At 48.5% G+C, this 23768-nt stretch carries 21 protein-coding genes; 16 read left to right on the plus strand and 5 right to left on the minus strand.

Annotation, left to right across the window (positions count from 1 at the left end; translation table 11 throughout):
* Nucleotides 1-9 precede the first annotated feature (9 nt).
* On the minus strand, nucleotides 10-531 hold the full coding sequence (locus P9B68_RS09925) for a peptidylprolyl isomerase (RefSeq protein ID WP_135660774.1): 522 nt from the start codon (nucleotides 529-531) through the stop codon (nucleotides 10-12).
* Nucleotides 532-720: 189 nt separating this feature from the next.
* Between P9B68_RS09925 and P9B68_RS09930 the strand changes: the two genes are divergently transcribed.
* The 3 genes from P9B68_RS09930 to P9B68_RS09940 all read left to right on the plus strand — a co-directional run bounded on the left by P9B68_RS09930 (nucleotide 721) and on the right by P9B68_RS09940 (nucleotide 3918).
* Nucleotides 721-1290: a hypothetical protein gene (locus tag P9B68_RS09930; protein WP_135660772.1), complete on the plus strand. Its 570-nt coding sequence runs from the start codon at nucleotides 721-723 to the stop codon at nucleotides 1288-1290.
* 248 nt (nucleotides 1291-1538) lie between these two features.
* Nucleotides 1539-2291 (plus strand): exodeoxyribonuclease III, encoded by a 753-nt coding sequence (locus P9B68_RS09935; RefSeq protein WP_135660770.1) that lies wholly within the window; start codon nucleotides 1539-1541, stop codon nucleotides 2289-2291.
* Between the two features lie 22 nt (nucleotides 2292-2313).
* Nucleotides 2314-3918 (plus strand): MBL fold metallo-hydrolase RNA specificity domain-containing protein, encoded by a 1605-nt coding sequence (locus P9B68_RS09940; RefSeq protein WP_135660768.1) that lies wholly within the window; start codon nucleotides 2314-2316, stop codon nucleotides 3916-3918.
* A 115-nt stretch (nucleotides 3919-4033) separates the two neighbouring features.
* Here the strand turns inward: P9B68_RS09940 and P9B68_RS09945 are convergent, their stop codons facing one another.
* Both P9B68_RS09945 and P9B68_RS09950 read right to left on the minus strand, forming a co-directional pair.
* The gene (locus P9B68_RS09945; RefSeq protein WP_277668951.1) at nucleotides 4034-5305 is read right to left on the minus strand and encodes a 2-hydroxyacyl-CoA dehydratase; all 1272 of its coding nucleotides are present in this window, start codon (nucleotides 5303-5305) and stop codon (nucleotides 4034-4036) included.
* Between the two features lie 10 nt (nucleotides 5306-5315).
* The gene (locus tag P9B68_RS09950) at nucleotides 5316-8213 is read right to left on the minus strand and encodes an acyl-CoA dehydratase activase-related protein (protein ID WP_277668952.1); all 2898 of its coding nucleotides are present in this window, start codon (nucleotides 8211-8213) and stop codon (nucleotides 5316-5318) included.
* A 309-nt stretch (nucleotides 8214-8522) separates the two neighbouring features.
* Here P9B68_RS09950 and P9B68_RS09955 point away from each other — a divergent pair, with 309 nt between their 5' ends.
* The 5 genes from P9B68_RS09955 to P9B68_RS09975 all read left to right on the plus strand — a co-directional run bounded on the left by P9B68_RS09955 (nucleotide 8523) and on the right by P9B68_RS09975 (nucleotide 13856).
* A complete protein-coding gene (locus tag P9B68_RS09955) occupies nucleotides 8523-9581 on the plus strand; it encodes an aspartate carbamoyltransferase (protein WP_277668953.1) in 1059 nt (352 codons plus the stop codon).
* Nucleotides 9544-10167, plus strand: a complete 624-nt coding sequence (locus P9B68_RS09960; protein ID WP_167875225.1) for a flavodoxin family protein — start codon at nucleotides 9544-9546, stop codon at nucleotides 10165-10167. The genes P9B68_RS09955 and P9B68_RS09960 overlap by 38 nt, the downstream gene beginning before the upstream one ends.
* Before the next feature lie 26 nt (nucleotides 10168-10193).
* The gene (locus P9B68_RS09965; protein ID WP_135660760.1) at nucleotides 10194-10940 is read left to right on the plus strand and encodes a YebC/PmpR family DNA-binding transcriptional regulator; all 747 of its coding nucleotides are present in this window, start codon (nucleotides 10194-10196) and stop codon (nucleotides 10938-10940) included.
* Between the two features lie 43 nt (nucleotides 10941-10983).
* A complete protein-coding gene (locus P9B68_RS09970; RefSeq protein ID WP_135660758.1) occupies nucleotides 10984-12648 on the plus strand; it encodes a PASTA domain-containing protein in 1665 nt (554 codons plus the stop codon).
* Between the two features lie 383 nt (nucleotides 12649-13031).
* Complete coding sequence (locus P9B68_RS09975; protein ID WP_277668954.1) at nucleotides 13032-13856, plus strand: polysaccharide deacetylase family protein; 825 nt, start codon at nucleotides 13032-13034, stop codon at nucleotides 13854-13856.
* Between the two features lie 11 nt (nucleotides 13857-13867).
* Here the strand turns inward: P9B68_RS09975 and P9B68_RS09980 are convergent, their stop codons facing one another.
* The gene (locus P9B68_RS09980; protein ID WP_277668955.1) at nucleotides 13868-14974 is read right to left on the minus strand and encodes a DUF3810 domain-containing protein; all 1107 of its coding nucleotides are present in this window, start codon (nucleotides 14972-14974) and stop codon (nucleotides 13868-13870) included.
* Between the two features lie 197 nt (nucleotides 14975-15171).
* Between P9B68_RS09980 and P9B68_RS09985 the strand changes: the two genes are divergently transcribed.
* The 8 genes from P9B68_RS09985 to P9B68_RS10020 all read left to right on the plus strand — a co-directional run bounded on the left by P9B68_RS09985 (nucleotide 15172) and on the right by P9B68_RS10020 (nucleotide 22446).
* On the plus strand, nucleotides 15172-15663 hold the full coding sequence (locus P9B68_RS09985; RefSeq protein WP_135660754.1) for an LURP-one-related/scramblase family protein: 492 nt from the start codon (nucleotides 15172-15174) through the stop codon (nucleotides 15661-15663).
* Between the two features lie 163 nt (nucleotides 15664-15826).
* Nucleotides 15827-18454: a valine--tRNA ligase gene (locus P9B68_RS09990; RefSeq protein ID WP_277668956.1), complete on the plus strand. Its 2628-nt coding sequence runs from the start codon at nucleotides 15827-15829 to the stop codon at nucleotides 18452-18454.
* A gap of 57 nt (nucleotides 18455-18511) precedes the next feature.
* Nucleotides 18512-19801, plus strand: coding sequence for a bifunctional folylpolyglutamate synthase/dihydrofolate synthase (locus tag P9B68_RS09995; RefSeq protein ID WP_277668957.1), 1290 nt, complete (start codon nucleotides 18512-18514; stop codon nucleotides 19799-19801).
* 177 nt (nucleotides 19802-19978) lie between these two features.
* Nucleotides 19979-20242, plus strand: a complete 264-nt coding sequence (locus P9B68_RS10000) for an AbrB/MazE/SpoVT family DNA-binding domain-containing protein (protein ID WP_135660748.1) — start codon at nucleotides 19979-19981, stop codon at nucleotides 20240-20242.
* A 248-nt stretch (nucleotides 20243-20490) separates the two neighbouring features.
* Entirely contained in the window at nucleotides 20491-20826 is a 336-nt protein-coding gene (locus tag P9B68_RS10005; RefSeq protein ID WP_135660745.1) for an anti-sigma factor antagonist, read from the plus strand.
* A complete protein-coding gene (gene spoIIAB, locus P9B68_RS10010) occupies nucleotides 20810-21259 on the plus strand; it encodes an anti-sigma F factor (protein WP_135660830.1) in 450 nt (149 codons plus the stop codon). The genes P9B68_RS10005 and spoIIAB overlap by 17 nt, the downstream gene beginning before the upstream one ends.
* Before the next feature lies 1 nt (nucleotide 21260).
* A complete protein-coding gene (locus P9B68_RS10015; RefSeq protein ID WP_135660743.1) occupies nucleotides 21261-21911 on the plus strand; it encodes a sigma-70 family RNA polymerase sigma factor in 651 nt (216 codons plus the stop codon).
* Nucleotides 21912-22029: 118 nt separating this feature from the next.
* A complete protein-coding gene (locus P9B68_RS10020; RefSeq protein ID WP_135660741.1) occupies nucleotides 22030-22446 on the plus strand; it encodes a secondary thiamine-phosphate synthase enzyme YjbQ in 417 nt (138 codons plus the stop codon).
* A 30-nt stretch (nucleotides 22447-22476) separates the two neighbouring features.
* Here P9B68_RS10020 and metA read toward each other — a convergent pair whose 3' ends face one another.
* Complete coding sequence (metA, locus tag P9B68_RS10025) at nucleotides 22477-23397, minus strand: homoserine O-acetyltransferase MetA (protein WP_277668958.1); 921 nt, start codon at nucleotides 23395-23397, stop codon at nucleotides 22477-22479.
* Nucleotides 23398-23768 lie beyond the last annotated feature (371 nt).

Below are 23768 nucleotides of genomic sequence, written 5' to 3' on the forward strand. Positions count from 1 at the left end.
GTGCTCCTGTTACATTTTAAGTTTGACTGGTTCTTCATAATCCTCTCCGAAAGTATCGACGGTAACGCTCTTCATTACCTCATCGGTTTTGGGTCTGTCCCTGCGGTCGCGGCGAACGGATACAATGCGATCCGCTTCTTCGATTCCTTCGATCACTTTCCCGAAAGCGGCATATTGGCCGTCAAGGTGCGGCGCGTCCGCAACCATAATAAAGAACTGGGATCCGGCGCTGTCCGGATCCATGGAACGGGCCATGGATATTACGCCGCGGGTATGCTTAAGATCATTTTTGACTCCATTGCCGCTGAATTCTCCTTTGATGCTATAGCCGGGACCGCCCATTCCGGTTCCTTCCGGATCGCCGCCCTGGATCATGAAGCCGGGTATTACGCGGTGGAAAATCGTGCCGTTATAAAATCCCTTTTTCACAAGGGAGATAAAGTTGTTTACTGTATTTTGGGCGATATTCGGATACAACTCTATTTTCATAGAACCTTCATTGGTGGTAATTGTCACAATCGGATTTTTCATATTAATTCCTCCGTATTTTTTCAGTATTTTTATTATAGCGGGAAAAGGAGTTTCATTCAAGGGATAAATTTTCGCTTGTGAATAGTTTGTTAACAGTTTATTAACAAAAAAGTGCTATAATTTGGCAAACCAAACTAAATATTACAGTATCACGGTTAATTGTAGGGTTCGACCGGAGGAGGTGATAAAATGCTCCAGGCAATCAACACTGATTTCGAAATGTCGCTTCGTACGGCTCCCCTTTCCTCAAGCAGCGTGCGGAAAACGCCGGAAACGGAAATTCAGAAAAAGGCGCAGGGAAGCCAAAATATCAGGGCGGACTCTGTAGAAATCAGCGAACAGGCACGGGCCGCGATACAGCGGGCCGGTACCGTAGCTTCAACCGGAGAGAAAGCTGCCGCCGGACATGATTCAAAGCGGAGGGAATCGCAGGCACCTTCCGGTCGGGCAGAGAAGTTGTTAGAGGCTCAGAAAAAGCAGCAAACGGAAGAAAAGCCGAAGTCAAAGCATTATGCAGATCTTTCCCTGTATACGGAAGCGGAGCTGAAAAAACTTGTTTCTGACGGGATTATCACGGAATTTCAGCAGCGGGCTGAACTTGCGAAAAGGGCTGCAAGGAAACAGGAAGTAAAAGAAAGCGAAGCAAAGAAATTACAGAAAAAAAGTACTTATCAGCAGGCAATTTATTCGTACAAAGCCCAGCAGAGAAGAAAAATTTCCTATGCGGCTATCGGCAAATACTTAAACCGTGTTGCGTAAAGATGTATAGGCAGGAGATCCTTCATTCGGCATCTCCTGCTATTTTTGTATTTCGGGATTCCCGGTCGTGGGGGAAGCTTAAAGGGCTTTTGCTTAATGCCCTTGGAAACGTAGCCGGGAAGCGGGCTTTGCCCGGTCAGGAACCCCTCGGATCCGCTGGAAATAGAATTGCAAAATATTCTTGCGAACTGTTTCGTGTTTTCCCTGCGGTTATGGTATAATGAAGAAAAAATAAAGGGGACGAAATCGTGAAATTTTACTCGTGGAATGTCAACGGGCTTCGGGCCTGTATGAATAAAGGTTTTTTGGATTTTTTCCGCTCGGCGGATGCGGATGCCGTATGTTTGCAGGAAACAAAAATGCAGCCGGATCAGGCGGAAATTCCGCTTCCGGGGTACCGGCAGTACTGGAATTCCGCGGTAAAGAAAGGGTATTCCGGAACAGCGATTTTCACCCGCCTGGAGCCGTTGTCTGTAAGCTATGATATTCAGGCGGAAGAGCATGTCGGGGAAGGCCGCTCTATCACCTTGGAATTTGAAGAGTATTATCTTGTAACGGTTTATACTCCCAACGCGCAGCGGGATTTAGCACGCCTTGATTACCGGATGCGCTGGGAGGACGCGTTCCGTTCCTATTTACAGCAGCTTAATGCCAAAAAGCCGGTCATTGTGTGCGGCGACATGAATGTGGCGCACAATGAAATAGATTTGAAAAATCCGAAAAGCAACAGGGGGAATGCCGGATTTACCGATCAGGAGCGCGCGAAGATGACCGAGCTTTTGGCTTCCGGGTTTACGGACAGCTTCCGTTATCTGCATCCGGATGAAAAGGACGCTTATACGTGGTGGTCTTATATGTTTAAGGCGCGCGAAAAGAATATAGGCTGGCGCATTGACTATTTTCTCGTATCCAACGGCATTCAAAACCGAATTTGCGAAAGTAACATTCATCCGGAGGTAATGGGGAGCGACCATTGCCCGATCGAACTGGTATTATCCTAAAATAATCTATGGAGGAAACAGAATGCAACTGATTTTTTACGGAGCCGCCCACGAAGTAACTGGGAGCTGTTACTGCCTGATGGTGAACGGCAAGAAAATTCTGATTGACTGTGGTTTGCAGCAGGGAGCGGATGAAGACGACAATCACAAGCTTCCGTTCTACGCTTCGCAGATTGATTATGTCATTGTTACCCACGCCCATATCGACCACAGCGGCCGGTTGCCGCTCCTTGTTAAAAACGGATATCAAGGGAAAATCTACGCCTCCGGGATAACCTGCAAGCTGCTGTCCATTATGCTGCGCGACAGCGCCCATATACAGGAAATGGACGTTGTGAATGAAAACCGCAAGGGGAAGCGCGCGGGCAGGGAACCAGAGGAACCGATTTATACCCTTGAAGATGCGCAGGACACGCTGGAACGCCTGGTTCCTTATTCTTACGGAGAAATGGTTGAACTTTGCGAGGGTGTGCGGTTCCGCTTTATCGACGCAGGGCACCTCCTCGGCTCCGCTTCGGTGGAAATGTGGATGACAGAAAACGGCCGGACGAAAAAAATTGTTTTTTCCGGTGATATCGGGAATGTCGACCAGCCGATTATCCGCGACCCACAGTATATTGAGCAGGCCGATTATGTTGTGATGGAATCTACATACGGCGACCGGGACCATGAAAAGGCGCAGGATTATGTCGCGTTGCTGGCGGATATATTTGAAAAGACCCTGTCCGCGGGTGGCAACGTGGTCATTCCGAGCTTTGCGGTCGGCCGTACGCAGGAGCTGCTTTATTATATCCGCGAAATGAAGGAAAGAGGGCTGGTGAAATGCAATCCGGATTTTCCGGTGTATGTAGACAGCCCGCTGGCTGCGGAAGCGACAAAAATTTACAGCGGGGATCTTACGGGGTACGCAGATGACGAAACGGTGGAAGTGATTCAATCCGGATTCCATCCGATTTCGTTTTCCAACTTGAATATTTGCGTTAGTGTGGAGGAATCCAAGGCGCTGAATATGGACGGTGTCCCGAAGGTGATCCTTTCCTCCAGCGGTATGTGTGAAGCGGGAAGAATTCGGCATCATTTAAAGCATAATCTGTGGCGGCCCGAATGTGCCGTCGTGTTTGTCGGATATCAGGCAAACGGTACGCTCGGCCGATTATTACTCGACGGAGCAAAACGGGTAAAGCTGTTCGGCGAGGAAATTGCGGTACAATCGCATATTTATAATTTTAGGGGCCTTTCCGCGCATGCCGACCGGACCGGTTTGCTGAATTGGATTCAGGCTTTTCAGAAAAAGCCGAAACGTGTGTTTGTCGTGCATGGTGAAGCCGGGGTCTGCGACCTGTTTTGTTCTTCGCTGCGGCAGCTTGGTTATGATGCTTTGGTACCGAATTTTCAAACCGTCTTTGATTTGGCGGAAAATCAAATTTTGGAAGATGGAATTGCGCCCGAAACCCGCCGCACACAGAAAGCCGGGAAGGGCAAAAAATATTCCGCGGCGTTTGCGCGCCTTGTGGAAGCAGGGCAGCGGCTTTTGCAAGTTATCCAGAAAAACGAGGGCAGCGCGAACAAGGATATCGCAAAATTTGCCGATCAGGTACTTTCCCTTTGCAACAAGTGGGACAGATAATTTGCGATGCGCTGCATAATGAGATAAATTTACGGTATGAAAATGCGTCTTGAAACGGATTTGAGCCGGATCAAGACGCATTTTGGTATCATGTTTACGAGACTGCTTTGCAGCTTCATTTTTTATTCAGCTTTTCCCGCGCTACGGCAAGCATCAGTTTAATGCGGTTTTCCTGATTAACGCGCGTGGCGCTCGGGTCGTAGTCAATGGGGACGATGTTTGCCCGCTCATCCACAGCCTTGATACGATGGATCATGCCTTTGCCGCAAATATGGTTCGGCAGGCAGCCGAACGGCTGCGCGCACACAATGTTTTCGTATCCCTGCTCAACCAGTTCCAGCATTTCAGCGGTTAACAGCCATCCCTCACCCATTTTGTTGCCGTAACCGATAACGCCCTTTACAAGGCTTTTGGTATGGGCATAGGGAACGGGTGCCAAAAACTTTTGCCCGCTTTCAACGGCGCGGATCAGGATGTTCTGCATTTTCAGCAGATAATCCATCAATGCCTTTACCACAACAAATTTCGCCTTACTTCCGCCGTAGAGCTTAATGTCCTCCAGCCGGTTGTCCACTTTAAATAAAGCGAAATTCAGGATTCCGGGTACGTTGACCTCGCAGTCCTGTTCCGCCAGAAAGTCTTCCAGGTTGTTGTTTCCCAGCGCGGAGTATTTCACGTAAATTTCGCCGACAATGCCGACTTTGATTTTCGGACGCTTATTGATTTTGATTTGCGCGAAATCCTTTACAATCAGGTTCAGGTTTTCCTTTAGCTGTTTTAAGGAAAGCCCCTGTCCCCTGTTAAACTGTTCGGAAAGCGCGTCAACCCATTTCTCCACCGTCCGGCGGCTCTCGCCGGGGATTTCTTCATATGCCTTGGTCTGGTTGTCCAGAAGCATCAGCGCGTCGCCGTAAACCACAGCAGCGATGAATTTCCGGAGCATGGATAAAGTGAGATGAAATCCCGGGTTGTGTTCCAGTCCGGACATATTGAGCGAAACAACCGGGATTTTTTCCAGCCCGGCTTTTTTTAGTGCTTTTCGCAGAAGGTGGATGTAATTGGAAGCGCGGCAGCCGCCGCCCGTTTGCGTAATCATCAGCGCGGTGCGCTCAAGGTCGTATTTTCCGGAATGCAGAGCGTCGATGAACTGGCCGATTACCAGCAGGGCGGGATAACAGGTGTCGTTATGAACATATTTCAAACCTTCCTGCACGACGTTTGGTCCGTCATTGGTCAGAAGCTCCACGTTATAACCGCAGTTTTTTAACACGTTTACAAACAGTTGAAAGTGAATGGGAGCCATCATCGGGCAGAGAATGGTATATTCTTTTTTCATTTCCTTGGTAAAAAGCAAACGCCCGTCTTTGCTGAATTTAAGGTCTGCCAAATGCTCCACCTCAGCTTTCCAGCGCGGCGAATAGGCTACGCAGCCTGATCTTGACCGTGCCGAGATTTGTGATTTCATCTATTTTAATTTGTGTATAAATTTTACCGTTTTCCTCCAAAATACGCCGGACTTCGTCGGTCGTTATGGCGTCAACGCCGCAACCGAAGGAAACAAGCTGCACCAGATTCATGTCGGGCTTGTCGCCTATGTATTTTGCCGCCGCGTACAGCCTGGAGTGATACGTCCACTGGTTGAGTACTGCGGTGGGGAAGCGGTGTACCTTACAGCTTAGGACGTCTTCAGAGATGACCGCAGCACCCAGACTGATGATCAGCTTGTCGATTCCGTGGTTGATTTCCGGATCCAGATGGTACGGCCTTCCGCTCAGAACAATAATCTGTCTATGTTCCTTTTGCGCCTGTGCAATCATCCGGTCTCCTTTTTCATGAATTCTGGCCAAGTAATTATCATACTCATTATAAGCGGCTTTCGCGGCTTTTTTAATTTCAGAAAGGGAGATTCCGTCAAAGTACTTTGCAAGTACGCCATGCATTTTAATCGGGAAATCATGCTTCCGGTGGATGCCGACATAATCGTGGATAAAGTGCAGTCCATCCGGCGCGCTCATATTGGCGGAGATAACCTCCGGGTAATACGCCACAACCGGGCAGTTATAATGGTTGTCTCCAAGCCCTTCGTCAAAGTTGTAGCTCATGCAGGGATAGAAAATATTTTCAATCCCCTGATCGATCAGCGCCTGTACATGCCCGTGCATCAACTTTGCAGGGAAGCATACGGTGTCGGAAGGAATCGTGTGCTGCCCTTCGATGTACAGCTCCCGGCTGGAGAGGGGGGACAAAACGACCTCAAAGCCGAGCTGCGTAAAGAAGGTGTGCCAGAACGGCAGAAGCTCATACATGTTCAAACCCATCGGCAGCCCGATTTGGCCTCTTTTGCCTTTTACCGGCTGATAGGAACGCAGTGTCTGCAGTTTAAAGGCGTACATGTTCAGTTCATCGCTGGAGGAACGCTTTGTCACGGGCTTTTCACAGCGGTTGCCGCCGATAAAGCGGCGGGCTCCTCCGCCGAATACGTTGATCGTCAGACGGCAGTTGTTGCTGCATCTTCCGCAGGAGGTTACTTTGACTTCGTGCTGGAAATTCTCCAGCTCGTCTTTTTTGATAATTGTGCTCTCACCGGTTGACCGGTTTTTCGCGTAAATTCCGGCACCGTAAGCACCCATCAGTCCGGAAATATCTGGGCGGGAGACGTGAACGCCCAGTTCGTTTTCAAAAATCCGCAAAACCGCATCGTTCAAGAAAGTGCCGCCCTGAACCACAATGTTCCGGCCGAGTTCTTCGGCGGAGGCGGCGCGGATAACTTTGTAGATTGCGTTTTTCACAACGCTGACAGATAGCCCGGCAGAAATATCTTCGGTTGTCGCTCCGTCCTTCTGCGCCTGTTTTACCTGTGAATTCATAAACACAGTACAGCGGGAACCCAGGTCAACCGGATGTTTCGCGAACAACCCGAGCTTTGCGAAGTCTTCGATATCATAGCCGAGCGTATTTGCAAAGGTCTGCAAAAACGAGCCGCAGCCGGAGGAACAGGCTTCATTTAAAAAGATATTGTCGATGGCTCCGTTGTGTATTTTAAAGCACTTCATATCCTGCCCTCCGATATCGATGACGAAATCCACGTTCGGCAGAAAGCATTTAGCGGCTGTAAAATGCGCGACCGTTTCGACGATACCGAAGTCTATGTTAAATGCATTTTTCAATAGCTCCTCGCCGTAGCCGGTAACGGCTCCCGCCGCAATCTGTATTTTCGGATATTTGTTGTAAAGGCTGAGGAGATACTCGCGGATAATGGGAACGGGGTTTCCGGAGTTGCCCTTATAAATCGAATCGAGAACCTCGCCGTCTTTTCCAAGCAGCACGGCCTTCACCGTAGTAGATCCCGCGTCGATTCCAAGATAAGCGTCGCCCTCGTAGGTTTCCGCGTTTCCCCGGGGCACCCTGCATTCGGCGTGGCGGCGTTTGAATTCGTCGTATTCCTCCTGATTTTCAAACAGCGGGGGAATGGAAAGAAAATTCGCCGTCGTACCGTAGGCTTTAATGCTCTCAAGCGCAGTATCCAGATCCGTTTCGATTCCGCTGCTCAGCGCGGCGCCGATCGCCACGTAATAAAGGGAGTTTTCCGGGCAGATTCCCTTGGTTTGCAGCGCATGGTCAAAACTTTCCCGGAGCTGGGAAAGAAAGGTCAGCGGCCCCCCAAGGTAGATGACCTTTCCGTCAATTTTCCGCCCCTGCGCCAGACCCGCGATGGTCTGGTTGGCAACGGCGGCAAAAATGCTGGCGGAAATATCACTTTTGCGTGCCCCCTGATTCAGGAGAGGTTGCACGTCGGATTTTGCGAACACGCCGCAACGGGACGCGATCGTATAGATTTTTTCGTATTGTTCGGCAAGACGGTCCATTTCGTCGAGCGGAATGTTAAGCAGGGTTGCCATCTGGTCGATAAATGCGCCGGTCCCGCCCGCGCAGGTGCCGTTCATGCGGACTTCGGTTCCTCCGGAAAGGAACAGAATCTTGGCGTCTTCTCCGCCAAGTTCAATGATAACGTCGGCGTCGGGGATCAGCTTGCCGACTGCAACGCGGGTAGCGTAAACCTCCTGAATAAACGGCAGCTTGCAAGTTTGTGAAATGCCCATACCCGCTGAACCGGAAACAGTAAGAAGGGTTTGTTTTCCCTTCACGATTTCTTTTTGAATCTTTGTTAAGAGTTCCGCCATTTTCTCCGTGATCTGGGAGTAGTGCCTTTCGTAGGATTGATACAATATTTGATTGTTGTCATCGAGAACCACGCACTTAATCGTTGTGGAGCCGACGTCTAAGCCGATTTTCATAAAGCGCCACCGTTTCTACATTCTTTGTTCTATAAACGTTAATAACATATTTTAGTTCAAAAGGCCTTCCATTGTCAAGTGAAGCAATTTCCAAAAACATTACGGAAATACCTTTTATCCGGGGCAGTCTCGTTTTTTGCATGCATGCTCCTGATTAGGAAACTTTTGAGAACCGCTCTGTTTTTTTTCACAAAAAGCGCAAGCAAATAAATGACGAAATTGTTAAATAATTTGTATTGATATTGTTATTCTTTGATTGAAATGTTAAAATGAAGCTAAGCAGTAAAAATTAAATATTGGGGTGATTTGATGCAGTTGAAAAATCTGATTGATTTGGATCGGTTGACCCTCGGCGAAATCCATGAACTCATCAAACTTTCAAACAACATCCGGAACAATCCGTGGGTATACCGGGAATCCTGTCGTGGTAAAATCATGGCTTCTTTGTTTACCGTACCGGCGGTTGCAGCCCAAATGGCGTTTCAGGCCGCAATGTATCGTCTTGGCGGCGAAGTGATTCGCTTTGATTCTCCGGACAGCACCTCATTTTTACGGCAAGGCAGTTTGAAAGCTGTCGTCTCCGCCGTCGGCGGTTGCGCCGATCTGCTTGTGTTGCGCAGCACGGCGGAGGGTACAGCGGCGGCCGCGGCGCTGTATTCCTCAAAGCCTGTTATCAACGCGGGGGACGGGGAGCATCTGCGCCCTTGCGAAACCCTATCTGCTCTGGCAGCGATCAGCGATAAAAAAGGCAGGCTCGATCATTTATGCGTCGGCCTGTGTGGAAACTTAAAAAACAGCCCCGAGGCGCTTTCGCTTATCCAGACCTTCATGCGTTATAAGGGGAACAGTTTTGTGTTGGTTTCCTCCCTGGAAGATACGCTGCCGCAGTACATAAAAGACAGTCTGGATGCCGCCGGCTGCAAATATACCGAAGCATCCGGTTTAGATGAAATGATTTCAGCACTTGATGTGCTTTACATAACTTGTACACAAAAGGAAAATATCGGGAAAGACGAACATACCGAAAGGAAAAAAATCCTCAGCGAGAAGGTTATTGAACGCGCCAAAAAAGACCTCATGGTCATTCCCTCTGAACTTTGCGGTGTGGAAATGGAAGATGTTGCCGCGGACGACGAGCGCGTTGTTGATCTGACAGAATACGGTCTGTATACCCGCATGGCGCTGGTTCTGACGCTTCTGCAAAACGCCGGATCGTGTGGGAAACGAAAGGTTCCACATTCCACGCATCCCAGCCGATGTACGAATCCGAAATGCATCACACGTACGGAGCCTTATCTGCCAAATTTATTCTCAGAGGCCGGTGATATGCTTGAATGCAAATACTGTGAAGGAAGAATGCTCATCTGACCGAAAGCTTCTTCTGGTTTTCTTCGGGTCGCCGCATAAAAACGGGACTTCCGCAAAGCTTCTTACGGCGTTTTTAGAGCCTTTTTATGGCAATGCGGAAATTCGGATCATAAACGCGTATGAACAAAATATTGCGCCCTGTTTAGGCTGCAATCTGTGCGCTTCGGAACAGACTTGCTCCCAGCGAGATTTCGACGAGTTGGATTTACTCATCCGCCGCGCAGATGCAATTGTTGTGGCAACGCCGGTGTATAATTTAGGTTTTCCCGCTCCGCTGAAGGCGATTATCGACCGTACCCAAAGGTACTATGCCGCACGCTTTTCGCTTGGCATATCAAAACCGATTGAAAAGCATAAGACGGCCGTACTGCTGGTGACCTGCGGCTCGCCTGCTTCGGAAGACGCGGATGTTTTGTACCGCCAGTTGAAAAGAGTTTTTTCGGTTACGAATACGGCGTTAAAGGGAATGGCCGTCTGGGCAGATACGGATGCCCTAGGCGGTCATTCCACCTTTGCAAATGCCCGGAAAGCCGCTCAAGACCTCGCGCTTGCCATACTATGTGAAATGTGTTATCATAAAATGTAGCCTAATTATTTGGGAGGATAAAAAATATGTCAGGCCATTCAAAATGGAACAATATTAAGCGCAAAAAAGAAAAGGCAGATGGCGCAAAGGCAAAGATATTTACGAAAATCGGTCGTGAGCTCGCCGTAGCGGTAAAACAGGGCGGCGGCCCGGACCCGAACTCCAATTCAAAATTGAGGGACTGCATTGCCAAGGCAAAAGCGGCAAATGTACCGAATGATAATATTGAACGAATCATCAAAAAAGCAGCCGGTGACGGCGACGATACAAAATATGAAAATATTACTTATGAAGGATATGGCCCTAACGGGATTGCGGTGATCGTGGAAACGCTGACCGACAACCGGAACCGCACCGCCGCTGATGTACGCCATTATTTCGACAAATTCGGCGGCAACCTCGGTACGACCGGCTGCGTTTCCTTTATGTTTGCTCAGAAAGGCGTTATCGTGATTGAACGGGAAGGACTCGATGAAGATAAGGTCATGGAGGACTGCCTTGAAGCGGGTGCTTCCGATTTTCAAGCCAACGAGGATGTTTTTGAAATTTATACGGAGCCGGAAGATTTCAGCGGTGTACGCGACGACTTGGAGAAAAAGGGTTACGAATTCGTTTCTGCCGAGGTGGAAATGGTTCCGAACACCTATACAGCGTTGACGGACGAAGAATCCAGAACAAAAATGCAGCGCCTGCTCGATGCCCTTGAGGACAATGACGATGTTCAAAATGTTTGGCATAACTGGGATAATCCGGATTTGGATGACCAAGAATAGTAAGTAAGTTTTTCCATATTGCGTAAAACATGGAGGAAACAAGATGACAGGCTTTGACAATCTATGCATGAACTGTATGTCCGATACGGGCGGCAAAAGGGAATGCCCGAACTGCGGCTTCAGTGCTGTCGAGCCTCAGATGCGCCATGCACTTCCATACGGGACGATGCTGCAGAAGCGGTACATCGTTGGGCGCGCGAAGGCAAGCAACGGGGAAGGCATCACTTATATCGGCTACGATACGGTTTTAAACATACCGATTGAACTGCGCGAATTTTTTCCGCAAACCCTGTGTGAACGGGCGGACGGAAAAGGGGATATCCGCGTAATGGGCGGAAGCGAAATCATCTTTGACGAATGCCTTGCCGCGTTTTTGAATTTTTCAAGGGAAGTTGCTCATTTGCGGGAGCTTTCCGCAATTGTGCATATTTATGATATATTTGAAGAAAACCACACGGCATATACCGTTTCCGAATGGAATGAGAGCATTACCCTTCGCTACTTTATTGAACGCAGCGGCGGGAATCTAAACTGGAACGCCGCGCGCCAGCTGTTCATGCCTGTTTTGTCCGCACTCAGCGCCATACACGCTGCGGGAATCTGCCATCTTGGAATTTCCCCTGATACGCTTGAGATTATGCAGGACGGGAAAATGAAGCTGGGGAGCTTCTGTATCAGCGCCATCCGCAAAATGGATACCGATTTGCCGCCGGATCTGGTGCCCGGCTGTGCGGCAATTGAACAATATGTGATGGATTATGTACCGAACGAATCGACGGATGTTTACGGATTTGCCGCTTCGCTCTTTTTTGCTTTAACCGGCACCCTTCCGCAGGACGCTTTGAAGCGCCGTGCGGACACGCGTCTTTTAATTCCAACAAGCATTATGCGAAGCCTGCCGCCCCATGTGGTGTCCGCGCTGGCAAACGCATTGCAGGTTTCACCGGATAAACGCACCCCAACCTTTGAACGGCTGCGCGCCGAACTGTCCGCTGCGCCGACGGTTACGGCGACGATCGAAGAAACACAGCGGATTCCAAGCTTGGGAGAGAATGGCGATCGTGAAAAAAAGGGTGTGCCGAATTTTGTATGGGTTATCCTGACTTGTGTCGCGGCACTCATCGTTTTTACAATTGTCGGGATTATCTGGATATCAAATTCTGATCGGAGCGGGGCGGAAACGCTTGCTTCGAGTACCTCGCAGGTAGAATCCTCTGAATCGGAAATGCCGGACAGTACGCTGAACGCAGAGGAATCCGAGGATCCGAACCTGATTGCCGCGCCGAGTTTAATCGGCCAAAACTTTAAGGAGCTGACTTCCTCCGGGTCATCCTCCGCAGATCAGGATTATCAGGTTCTGCTTTCTACCAAGCAGTTCAGCGATACCATTCCGGAAGGCTGCATTATTTCCCAGTCGCCCGCGCCGGGGACAAAAATGGCAAAGGGTACGGCAATTGTTGTGGTTGTCAGCGAAGGTGCTGCTGTGCGCACGCTACCCTCAATCACCGGAAAAACACTAGCGGAGGCTTCCGAGGCGGTCACTTCAGCCGGATTCACACCCACGAAAACAGAGGAATACAGTTCCACCGTACCGGAGGGATTGGCAATCGGCTATAAGGACGTAAAGGAAGGCAGCCAGATGGCTTACGGTTCGGAGGTTGTTATTGTAATCAGCAAAGGGCCGGCAAGCGGCGACGACGATAACTAATCTTGAATATTATGCGGCAGAGGATCTGAAACGGCAGCTTCAGGTCCTTTTTTCTTGCCGTTTAAACGGATAATTCCAATAGACTCGAAAATGCTTTTTAACATAAGGCATAAGAAATTTTTCTGTTTCCTTTTGAGTTAAAAAACATTATTATAACCGATCATTACAAATTTTTAACTATCATTTTTCGAATATCGTCATATAATAGAAATGTAAGAAATTTTACAATATTTGACAAAGAATGTGTGAAAATGATTCATTTAGCAAGTCGTTTCTTTCAAAGAAAATTACGCTCCCTTACAATTGTTTCAGCAGCTTTTGTGTTGATTCTTGTCATTGGTGCAGTTACTTTCCAATTTAGAAAAAATATGGCGCCGTGCCATTTGGCTAAGCCGGTCATGGCTGCGGCAGAAATGCGGCCGATTGGAAACGCCCAAATGAATACGCAGTCAACGGGAAGCAGGGAAGAATCCACCGCTTCTTCCAGCGGGGTTTCATCGGGAAAAGAAGCGCCCCCCGCTTATCAGACGATGTATCCGGACTTATATGCCGGAGAGCTTGTGCCTGCCGCAGCGCCGAAGAAAAAGACGGTGTATCTGACGTTTGACGACGGCCCGTCCAACCTGACAATACCGCTCCTCAATGTGCTGGATACCTACCATGTAAAGGCTACCTTCTTTGTGGTCGGCCATACGGACCGCCAGAGTCTGAAAGCAATGAAGGAAATTGTAAACCGCGGGCATGCGATCGGCGTTCATTCCTATACCCACCAGTTCGAGCAAATTTATGCGTCGCCCGCCTCGTTTTTGGAAGACTATGCGAAAATGCATGACTTGATCAAATCCACAACAGGAGTCGATACGAAAATTTACCGCTATGCCGGCGGAAGCGTAAACGACTATAACAAAAATACGGCAAGGGATATCATAGCAGAAATGAACCGTCGCGGCTATGTGTATTACGACTGGAACGTGGATTCCGGCGACGCCGAGAAGGGTGCCACCGCAAAATCCATTTACCGGAACGTAATCAGCGGGGTTCACCGGTACAGCAATTCGGTTGTTCTGCTTCATAATACAAAGTTTAAAGGGAACACGCTGAAGGTTATGGCGAAAATTATTAAGACGCTGAAAAACGAGAGCTATTCTTTTGATGTGCTCGGCCCATCCGTCGACAGTTCGCCCTACCTTTTTTGCAAAATCCCGTAAAAAAGCTCACGTCAGCGGGCTTTTTCATTTGCGCGATATTCAGCAAGCAGCAGGTCAACCATCCGCCCGTAGCTTTTTACGCCGTCCTCCTGTTTGTTGGCTTTCAGGTAACTGTCGTTTACGGCGCTTGCCACAACGGCAGCCGGACCTTTAAACTGTTCCCAATAAGCGTTATTGTCCGCCAGGTCGCGTTTTACGCCTTCGCTGAGCTTGGCATAGATCGTATTCGCCGCGCCGCTGTCGGCGTCGTAGAGCGCATTGTATGTATAAAGAAAGGCCAGCATATTTCCGGAATATTGAAAATCGAGGTCGTCGCTGTATTCACAAGCGAGATAACCTATAAAATTAGCTTCGTCCTCGCGCATGTATCCACGAAGGTGCGACAGCTCGTGGCACATGGTTGCCGGTATAGAGTACTGCGGGACATCTACATTGACGTTGGCTTCAAAAGTAAACGGGAAAAATATACCCGTAATATTACACCAGGACATCAGCCGGGAGGCAATTACCGGTTTTGGCTGCCCGTATCCCGCCGGAAGCAGCGGGTATTGCCGGTGAAGTTTTTCAAAGGCCGCCTGTGCTTTTTTGGCGGTTTCATAGATATTCCCGCTAGTCCACTTCGTTCCGGATTTCCCGTCGGCTTTTTCTTCCTTACGTAGGGTGCTGACCTTTTCGGCCAGAGCATTGCACAACGCAGTAAGCTCGGCTTTTGACGACGGCCGGATCTCTAGCCCGGACGTCTGGGCGAAGGTATACCGGCTGTAGTTGATTCCGCAGTTGAGCATAAAGACAAAATACAGGACGCTGGCAAGGCATACAGGGGTAATCAGGGAAAGAAGAAGAACCTTCCCGCAGCGCCCCTTCGCTTTTCTGATTTTTATGACGCAGACGATCAGATAAGCTGCAGCACCTATCACAAGCAGCACAATCAACAGTTCCGCTATGGAAAACGGAGCAAGCGAGGTTATAAAATTCACACTTTTCGACAACACCGGGTAGATGGTTACGGCATACCATTCCGCAAAAGCAGGGGCATTCGAAGCGATGAACGAAAGCAAAAACGCGGCCGGCGCAAAAAGGGAAAGCCATAACCGCTTATAACAAACTATCTTTTTCATTTTGACACCTCCGCTTTCGTTTATTGTAGTATATCGTCGAAGAAGCGTCAATGGAATCAAGTCCCAAGGGGATCATTTCGATAAAAGAAATAGAAGGAGGGAGCATGAGCCATATTTATACAGAATATGAGTTGCCTATATATCTTAAAAATGGTATGATTAAAAGGAATCTTTACTTGTAAAGGGGAGGCTGGCGCATGAAGTTTTTCATTAAGCAGAGCACCGGTACAGATGCTCTTTTTACGATTCTCGATACGCTGGGTCAACCTGTTTATCGTGTTACCGGTGATTCGCTTGCCATTGGCAGCAAGTTTTATTTGATTGACGGCAATACGAATGAAGTAGCTAAAATTGTAAGCTTGGGCCTTACGCCGAAGTCGAAATATACGATATACATTCATGATAAGGAATGTGCCCGTGTAAACTGGAGCTTTACGTCGGAACACCATCCGGTCAAAATCAAGGGTGTGAACTGGCATTTCCGTGGTGATTTGGTGGAACGCTCCTATGACCTGATTGATGCAAATTCGGCGGTGGTAATGTCCCATGGGCGTTGCTGGAATGAAAATGGCGACTGCTTTGCCGTTGATATTGCCAACGAATCGGACGTCCTGCTTTGTTTATGCATTGCAGTAATTCTGGACAGCACGGTGATAGCGGGTTCTGCGAAGGCCGTGCCGGCACACTAACGCAATTTGACAAACCGATATTGTAATGCCATAATATAGTATTATGATGTTTTTTCGATCAGGGCGGCCGGACAAGCCTGTCTTGAAAATGGATATTGGCGCGGCGATTTTGGCGACACATTATATTATTTTGAATATAGGGGAAAACCCAGGAGGGAAATCTATGAGCAGGGAACTGGCGAAGACTTATAACCCGCAGGAGGTCGAGGACAGAATCTATGACTTTTGGCTTTCCGGTGGATATTTCCACGCACAGGTGGATCCGGAGAAAAAACCGTATACAATCGTAATCCCGCCCCCGAACATTACCGGGCAGCTTCATATGGGACATGCCCTGGATGAAACTTTGCAGGATATCCTGATTCGCTGGAGAAGAATGCAGGGGTATTCGGCGCTTTGGGTGCCGGGAACCGACCATGCTTCTATTGCGACGGAAGCCAAAATTGTTGAAGCAATGCGCAAGGAAGGTCTGACAAAGGAAGATATCGGGCGCGAGGCGTTTTTAAAGCGCGCATGGGATTGGAAAGAAAAATACGGCGGACGCATTGTTGAGCAGTTGAAGAAGCTGGGTTCCTCCTGCGATTGGGGCCGTGAACGCTTTACGCTTGACGAGGGCTGCTCCAAGGCGGTTCGTGAGGTTTTCGTCCGCCTTTATGATAAAGGGCTGATTTACCGCGGCGAGCGGATTATCAACTGGTGCCCGCACTGCCGCACTTCCATTTCCGATGCGGAAGTGGAGTTCAGCGAGCATGACGGTTTCTTCTGGCATCTGCGCTACCCGTTCAAAGATGGCAGCGGTTATATCCAGCTTGCCACAACCCGTCCGGAAACCATGCTTGGCGATACTGCGGTGGCGGTGCATCCGGAAGATGAACGCTATGCGGACCTTGTCGGCAAAACGCTGATCCTTCCCATTGTTGGGCGTGAAATCCCGGTAATTGCCGACACGTATGTTGAGCGTGATTTCGGAACCGGCGTGGTAAAGATTACCCCGGCGCATGACCCGAACGACTTTGAGGTCGGTCTGCGCCATAATCTGCCGGTCGTCAACGTGATGGACGAAAGCGGCAATATGAATGAAAATGCCGGGAAATACGCGGGAATGTCTTCGCTGGAAGCGCGTGAAAAGATCGTGGAAGAGCTGAAGGAAAAAGGTTTTTTGGTCGCGGTAGAACCGATTAAGCACAACGTCGGTTCCTGTTACCGCTGCGGAACCGTGGTGGAGCCGCGGGTTTCCAAGCAATGGTTTGTAAAAATGAAGCCGCTGGCGGAGCCTGCGATTCAGCAGGTGAAGGACGGCAAGACCAAATTTGTTCCGGAACGCTTTGAAAAAATCTATTACCATTGGATGGAAAATATTAAGGATTGGTGCATATCGCGCCAGCTTTGGTGGGGGCACCGTATTCCGGCGTGGTACTGCCAGGACTGCGGCGAAATGGTTGTTGCGCGTGAAGAGCCCCACGTGTGCCCGAAGTGCGGTTCCAAAAATCTGAAGCAGGACGAGGATACGCTCGATACCTGGTTCAGCTCCGCGCTTTGGCCGTTTTCCACACTTGGCTGGCCGGATCAGACCGAGGATTTGAAATATTTCTATCCGACCGACACGCTGGTTACCGGCTATGATATTATCTTTTTCTGGGTTGCACGCATGATTTTCTCGGCAATCGAACAGACAGGCGAAGTGCCGTTCAACACGGTGTTGATTCACGGTCTTGTGCGTGATGCGCAAGGGAGAAAAATGAGCAAATCGCTCGGCAACGGGGTTGACCCGCTTGAAATTATTGACAAGTACGGCGCGGACGCGCTCCGCTTCACGCTTGCCACCGGTAACAGCCCCGGAAACGATATGCGTTTCTCTGACGAAAAGGTGCAGTCCAGCCGCAATTTTGCCAATAAGATCTGGAATGCGTCCCGCTTTATCCTGATGAATATTGACGGCCATGATGTAAAGAATAAACTTCCGGATGATCTCGCCACGGAAGATCAGTGGATTATTGATTCCTTTAGCCGCATTACCAAGGAAATTACGGATAACCTTGAACATTTTGAGCTGGGGATTGCCGTACAGAAGCTGTACGACTTCTTATGGGACGAATTCTGCGACTGGTATATTGAAATCGCAAAGATACGTTTGTATTCGGAGGACGAAAAGGCAGCGCAGAATGTGCGGCAGGTGCTTGTTTGGGTCATGAGCGGCACATTGAAACTGCTGCACCCGTTCATGCCGTACATTACGGAGGAAATTTGGCAGTCGCTTCCGCACGACGGGGAAGCAATCATGGTTTCCAGTTGGCCCGAATTTGAGGAGGCGTACTGCTTCCCGCAGGCTGCGGACAATATGCACAGCATTATGGATGCAATCCGCGCCGTGCGCAACCGCCGTGCTGAGATGAACGTGCCGCCGTCGCGCAGAACCCGCCTGTTCATTGCAACCGGCTCCAAAAAGGTTTTTGAAGACGGCGTTGAAATCATGAAAAAGCTCGCTTATGCAAACGAAGTGGAAATTGGGGAAGAATTTGAAATTGACGGTGCGGTGACAATTGTTACTGCGGATGCCAAACTCTATATTCCTATGTCGGAACTGGTAGACAAAAAGGCGGAATTGGAACGCCTTAAAAAGGAACTGGAATCTGCGCAGAAGCAGTATGCCAACGCACAGGCGAAACTTGCCAATGAGAAGTTTATTTCGAAAGCACCGGCAAACGTTGTGGAAGGCGTGAAGCAGAATGCGGAGAAGCTCAGCGAACATATTGCGCTGATTCAGTCCAGCATCGAAGCTTTGAAAGAATAGGAACAGGAAGGCGGACATTGCGTCCGCCTTTCATTTTAAAAATGTAGGTGAATATCAATGACTTATACGGAAGCATTAAAGAAAATATCGTCGCTGGAGCGTTTCGGCTCGAAACCTGGTCTGGAACGGATTCAAAAACTGCTTCAAATGATGGGGAACCCGCAGGACAGCCTGAAATATGTGCATGTTGCCGGCACGAACGGGAAGGGTTCCACCTGTGCGCTGATCGCCTCGGTTTTAGAGAAAGCCCGCTATAAAACCGGACTGTTCATTTCACCCTATGTCACGGATTTCTGTGAACGGATGCAGATCAATGGGGAAAAGATATCCCATGAGGAATTAGCCGAAATGGTGGGAAAGGTTTTTCCTCTGGTAGAGAGGATGAATCAAAACGGGGAAATCATTACCGAATTCGAACTGGTTACTGCATTGGCGTTTGCGTGGTTTGCCCAAAAGGGATGCGATATTGTCGTGCTGGAAGTTGGCCTTGGGGGTCGCCTTGATTCAACCAACGTGATTCAAACGCCGCTTGTGTCGGTTATTACTTCAATTTCTTCGGATCATACAAAGGTGCTGGGTAACACGCTTGCGCAGATAGCTTACGAAAAAAGCGGGATTATCAAGGACGGGGGCGTAACGGTCTGTTACCCCGAGCAAAAGCCGGAGGTACTTGAGATCCTGCAAAAAACGGCGGATAAACGAAACAATCGGTTTGTTCTTGCCGATATGAAAAGTGTCGTGCCGCTTTCCATGAACCTGAACGGTACGGGGCTGCTGTACGGGGAGCTTTTGGTGCATCTTCCGTTTTTGGGAGAGCATCAGATTAAAAATGCCGTTACGGCGCTTGCCGCGCTGGAAGTTCTGAAGGAGAAGGGATACCATATATCAGGGCATAGCTTTGAATCGGGTTTTGCCTCCGCAAGCTTTCCGGCAAGGATGGAAGTCCTGTCTATGAACCCGACGGTCATCCTTGACGGGGCGCATAACCCGGACGGGATGGCGGCTTTGGCCGCGACGGTTCGCAAGTACCTTCCCGATAAAAAAATCACAGCAATTGTCGGCATGCTTTCCGATAAGGATGTAAAAGCGTCGGTAGAAAATTTGGCAGGGCTGTTTTCAAACGTAATCACGCTGGTGCCGAAGAATCCGCGCGCTATGAGCGCGGAAGACCTTGCGGAGCACTTCCGGTTGGTAGGAACGCCCGCTGAGTCAATGGAAAACAGCAGGGAAGCTCTTAAAAAGGCTTTGTCTGTAGTGGGAAAAGAGGGAACTCTGTTTGTCTGCGGTTCTCTTTATCTTGCGGGGGAACTCCGTCCGCTTGCATTGGATCTGCTCTCCAGAAAATAAAGAATTTTTATGCAAAGAAAATACAGGTTGTTAGCGGAAATGAAATACAACAATAGGCCGTATCAGGAAGGAATCCGGTGCGGCTTTTTGTTAATAATTGCCATTGCATATTGAGAACTAAATATTTCCGGTTTTATGATAGAATTTGCAAAAACACTCTGAAAGAATGTTTGATAAATGGAAGCCAGAATTATTAGAAGAATAGACAAATTAGGACGCATCGTAATGCCGAAAGAGCTTAGAAACAGTTTGGATATCAAAGCAGATGATGAGCTTGAATTCTTCTTAGGTGATGATCAATTTATGATTAAAAAAAGGATAACGGCATGCGAATTTTGTAAGCAGACGCATTATGTAATGAATTTCAAAGGACATAGAATTTGCCGGGAATGCATCGAAAAGATGGTTGAAATGTTAAAAGAAGACGGATATATGCTATAAGCCCGCCGAGTGATCGGCGGGCTTTTTCGTCGTTTCGGGATTTTGGCGGAGCGGCGACATTTTTCATGGTAATTTTCCCATGCGGTTTGATAAAATTTATACATTATTATTAGCGGACAAGCTGCTTCTGCATAAATGCCGGAAAAGGCACGGCGGATAGGACTTTTTTATTTTTTTTATTGCATTGCGCATAAATTGAAAAGATTTGCAGATAATAAAAGATTACATAAAAGCATGGAGGTTTCGCGATGGGTGTCAGGTTACTGTTAAAAGACGGAGAGATGACCGCGCTTCTGAGCGGGGAAATTGATCATCACTCCGCGAGGGAAATCCGCACGGAGGTCGACGAAGCGGCGTCAAAGGTAAAACCCAAGCGGTTAACGCTGGACTTTTCGGGGGTACAGTTCATGGACAGCTCCGGTATCGGCCTTGTTATGGGGCGCTGCAAGCTATTGCAGATGTGGGGCGGTAGTGTACGGGTGGCCAATCTAAACCCGAAAATTGAGAAAATTGTATCTTTGGCAGGCTTAAACCAGCTCTGCACGATCGTAAAGGATGTGAATTATGATGAAGCCTACGAATGAAATGGCGGTTTCCTTTTTAAGCTGTTCAGCAAACGAATCCTTTGGAAGGGCTGCGGTGGCGGCGTTTGCGGCGCAGCTGGATCCAACCATTGATGAACTTAGTGATATTAAAACGGCGGTCTCCGAAGCCGTTACAAACTGTATCGTTCATGCCTATCGTGATACCCTCGGTGTTATTTACATAACCTGTAAATTATATGAAGACGGCCGGCTCAGCATCCGGATTCGCGACAAGGGCTGTGGAATTGAAGATGTGGAAAAGGCGATGCAGCCGCTGTTTACCACATCGGAGAATGAGGAGCGCGCCGGGCTGGGTTTTGCTGTGATGGAAAGCTTTATGGACAAATTAAGGGTGACTTCAAAACCCGGCAAAGGTACGACCGTCACCATGTATAAGACAATTAAACGCCGTCAGGCGGAAAAGAACACTTAAAATGGACAGAGAACAGACCATAAACGAGAATATCGGACTAGTGCACGCCTGCGTAAAGCATTTTAAAGGACGCGGGGTAGAATACGACGACCTTTTTCAGGCCGGTTGCCTGGGCCTTGTAAAAGCGGTGGACAATTTTGACAGCAGCCGCGGAGTGAAATTCTCAACGTATGCCGTCCCGGTTATCCTCGGCGAAATCCGGCGCCTTTTCCGGGACGGCGGAGCGGTGAAAGTAGGCCGGGGCTTAAAAGAACTTGCCATGCGTGCCGCGCGTGAATCCGCCGCTTTTAGTGAAAAGGAAGGGCGTTCTCCCACGATCGGAGAGTTGGCAGAAATCCTGAATGTCGAACCAGCGGAAGCCGCACAGGCTCTGGGCGCATCCCAATTGCCGCTTTCGCTTACTTCTTCTCCGGAAGAGGGCGGAGGTCAGATCGATATCAGCGTAGACGCCGGAGATGATAAAATCGCGGAGCTTTTGTCTCTTAAACAGGTTGTTACGGAGCTGGAACCAAAGGACAGGAGCATTATTATTTTTCGATATTTTAAAAGCAAGACACAGACGCAAACAGCCGCCGCACTTGGCATGACGCAGGTTCAGGTATCCCGGCGGGAAAAGAAAATACTCAATGAATTGCGCTTGAAACTTTCATAAAGCTGTCATATTTGAAAAAGCGGCTCTCCGATCCTTGTCTGGACGGAGAACCGCTTTTGTGCTATGATTTTGATAAAATTATAAAGACTCTATTAAGGAAAGGAAGTACGACTCTTTTATGAAATCTTTTCGAAAGGAACTGCACTTTCATCTGCCGACACGGAGAGGAATCGTGAATATTACTCCGCAAGTGGAGGAAGCTCTCAGAGGAAGCGGAATCCGGGAGGGGCTGGTATTGGTGAATGCCATGAACATCACAGCCAGCGTGTTTATTAATGACGACGAAAGCGGGTTGCACCATGATTACGAGGCTTGGCTCGAAAAGCTTGCGCCGGAAAAGCCGTACAGCCAGTACCGCCACAATGGTTTTGAGGACAACGCCGACGCGCATTTAAAGCGTACGGTTATGGGACGCGAAGTGGTTGTGGCGGTTACGGAAGGCAAGCTGGACTTCGGCACATGGGAACAGATCTTTTATTTTGAATTTGACGGCAAACGCGACAAGCGGGTTCTGATTAAAATCATCGGCGAATAAAAAAACAGCCGGGTAACTGTCCCGGCTGTTTTATTCGGAAATCTCCTTTATATTGTACGGCGTGTTCTGATAGACGAAATAGTTCAGCCAATTGGCAAACAGAAGATGTGCATGGCTGCGCCACACAAACGGAGGCTCTTTGGTTATGTCGTCGTTCGGAAAGTAATGCAAAGGAATGGAAGGATTCATTCCTTTTTTTAAATCGCGAAAATATTCTTTTGCAAGCGTATCGTAGTCATATTCAAGATGACCGGTGATAAAAAACTGCCTGCCGTTCTTTTTGGCAACAATATGAACGCCGGCTTCGTCAGAGGCTGTCAGTATGACAAGATCGCCGCATTTGTTGATATCTTCAGCATGTACTTCGGTATTACGCGAATGCGGCGCATAAAAATTGTCATCGAACCCCCGGATCAAAGGATGGCGATAGTCAAGCACATGATGGCGGAATACGCCGGACAGCTTTTGGGGAAGCTGGTATTTTGTAATTCCGAAGTGATAGTACAGCGCAGCTTGCGCACCCCAGCAGATGTGCAAGGTGGAATAAACGTTTTTCCGGCTCCATGCCATAATTTTACAAAGTTCATCCCAGTAATCGACTTTCTCAAACGGCATATTTTCAACCGGAGCGCCGGTGATGATCATTCCGTCGAATTTTTCCTCTTTTATATCGTCAAACGTTTTATAAAATGTATTCAGATGGGAGGAAGAAGTATTCTTCGAAATATGCGTGGCCATTTGCAGCAGCTCCACATCGACCTGCAAAGGGGAGTTGCTCAATAAGCGTAAAAGTTGCGTTTCTGTTTCAATTTTTGTCGGCATCAGATTCAGTATCACAATTTTGAGGGGGCGAATATCCTGGGTAATGGCACGTTGATGCGTCATCACGAAGATATTTTCTGATTCCAGTACTTCAATAGCCGGCAGATTTTCCTGAATTTTTATTGGCATCGTTTATCCTCCTGACACAGAGACAATGGATTCATTATAGCAAACATCCATAAATACTGCAATATTGCATAAAATATTGAACGTATGATAAAAATATAAAAAAAAACGTTGACATTGTATGCCCCACGTGGTATTATAGTGAAGCCGTCGAAAACGGGGAGAAAATGCTTGACAAGTTTACTGAATCGTGATAATATATTAAGCGTTCTCCTATTAGGTTTGACGGAGAACCAGGACCTTGAAAATTAAACAACGTAACGAATTAAGGAACCCGTAAACCAGAGAGTAGAAAGTACTTTCGGACAAAGTTGGTTGTCACTTAAAAAGGCAACAAAAATACACGTTAGTGTATCGTGAATAAGAGCGAACAA

Source organism: Caproiciproducens galactitolivorans (genome assembly GCF_029266045.1).
In the GTDB taxonomy this organism is placed as follows: Bacteria; Bacillota; Clostridia; order Oscillospirales; family Acutalibacteraceae; genus Caproiciproducens; species Caproiciproducens galactitolivorans.

Coding starts and splice junctions, on each gene's coding strand:
- P9B68_RS09940 (WP_135660768.1), top strand. CDS start 2,314: ATGCAACTGATTTTTTACGGAGCCGCCCACGAAGTAACTGGGAGCTGT.
- P9B68_RS09970 (WP_135660758.1), top strand. CDS start 10,984: ATGACAGGCTTTGACAATCTATGCATGAACTGTATGTCCGATACGGGC.
- P9B68_RS10020 (WP_135660741.1), top strand. CDS start 22,030: ATGAAATCTTTTCGAAAGGAACTGCACTTTCATCTGCCGACACGGAGA.
- P9B68_RS09925 (WP_135660774.1), bottom strand. CDS start 531: ATGAAAAATCCGATTGTGACAATTACCACCAATGAAGGTTCTATGAAA.
- P9B68_RS10000 (WP_135660748.1), top strand. CDS start 19,979: ATGGAAGCCAGAATTATTAGAAGAATAGACAAATTAGGACGCATCGTA.
- P9B68_RS09990 (WP_277668956.1), top strand. CDS start 15,827: ATGAGCAGGGAACTGGCGAAGACTTATAACCCGCAGGAGGTCGAGGAC.
- P9B68_RS09930 (WP_135660772.1), top strand. CDS start 721: ATGCTCCAGGCAATCAACACTGATTTCGAAATGTCGCTTCGTACGGCT.
- P9B68_RS10015 (WP_135660743.1), top strand. CDS start 21,261: ATGGACAGAGAACAGACCATAAACGAGAATATCGGACTAGTGCACGCC.
- P9B68_RS09980 (WP_277668955.1), bottom strand. CDS start 14,974: ATGAAAAAGATAGTTTGTTATAAGCGGTTATGGCTTTCCCTTTTTGCG.
- P9B68_RS09955 (WP_277668953.1), top strand. CDS start 8,523: ATGCAGTTGAAAAATCTGATTGATTTGGATCGGTTGACCCTCGGCGAA.
- metA (WP_277668958.1), bottom strand. CDS start 23,397: ATGCCAATAAAAATTCAGGAAAATCTGCCGGCTATTGAAGTACTGGAA.
- P9B68_RS09965 (WP_135660760.1), top strand. CDS start 10,194: ATGTCAGGCCATTCAAAATGGAACAATATTAAGCGCAAAAAAGAAAAG.
- P9B68_RS09985 (WP_135660754.1), top strand. CDS start 15,172: ATGAAGTTTTTCATTAAGCAGAGCACCGGTACAGATGCTCTTTTTACG.
- spoIIAB (WP_135660830.1), top strand. CDS start 20,810: ATGAAGCCTACGAATGAAATGGCGGTTTCCTTTTTAAGCTGTTCAGCA.
- P9B68_RS09950 (WP_277668952.1), bottom strand. CDS start 8,213: ATGAAAATCGGCTTAGACGTCGGCTCCACAACGATTAAGTGCGTGGTT.
- P9B68_RS10005 (WP_135660745.1), top strand. CDS start 20,491: ATGGGTGTCAGGTTACTGTTAAAAGACGGAGAGATGACCGCGCTTCTG.
- P9B68_RS09995 (WP_277668957.1), top strand. CDS start 18,512: ATGACTTATACGGAAGCATTAAAGAAAATATCGTCGCTGGAGCGTTTC.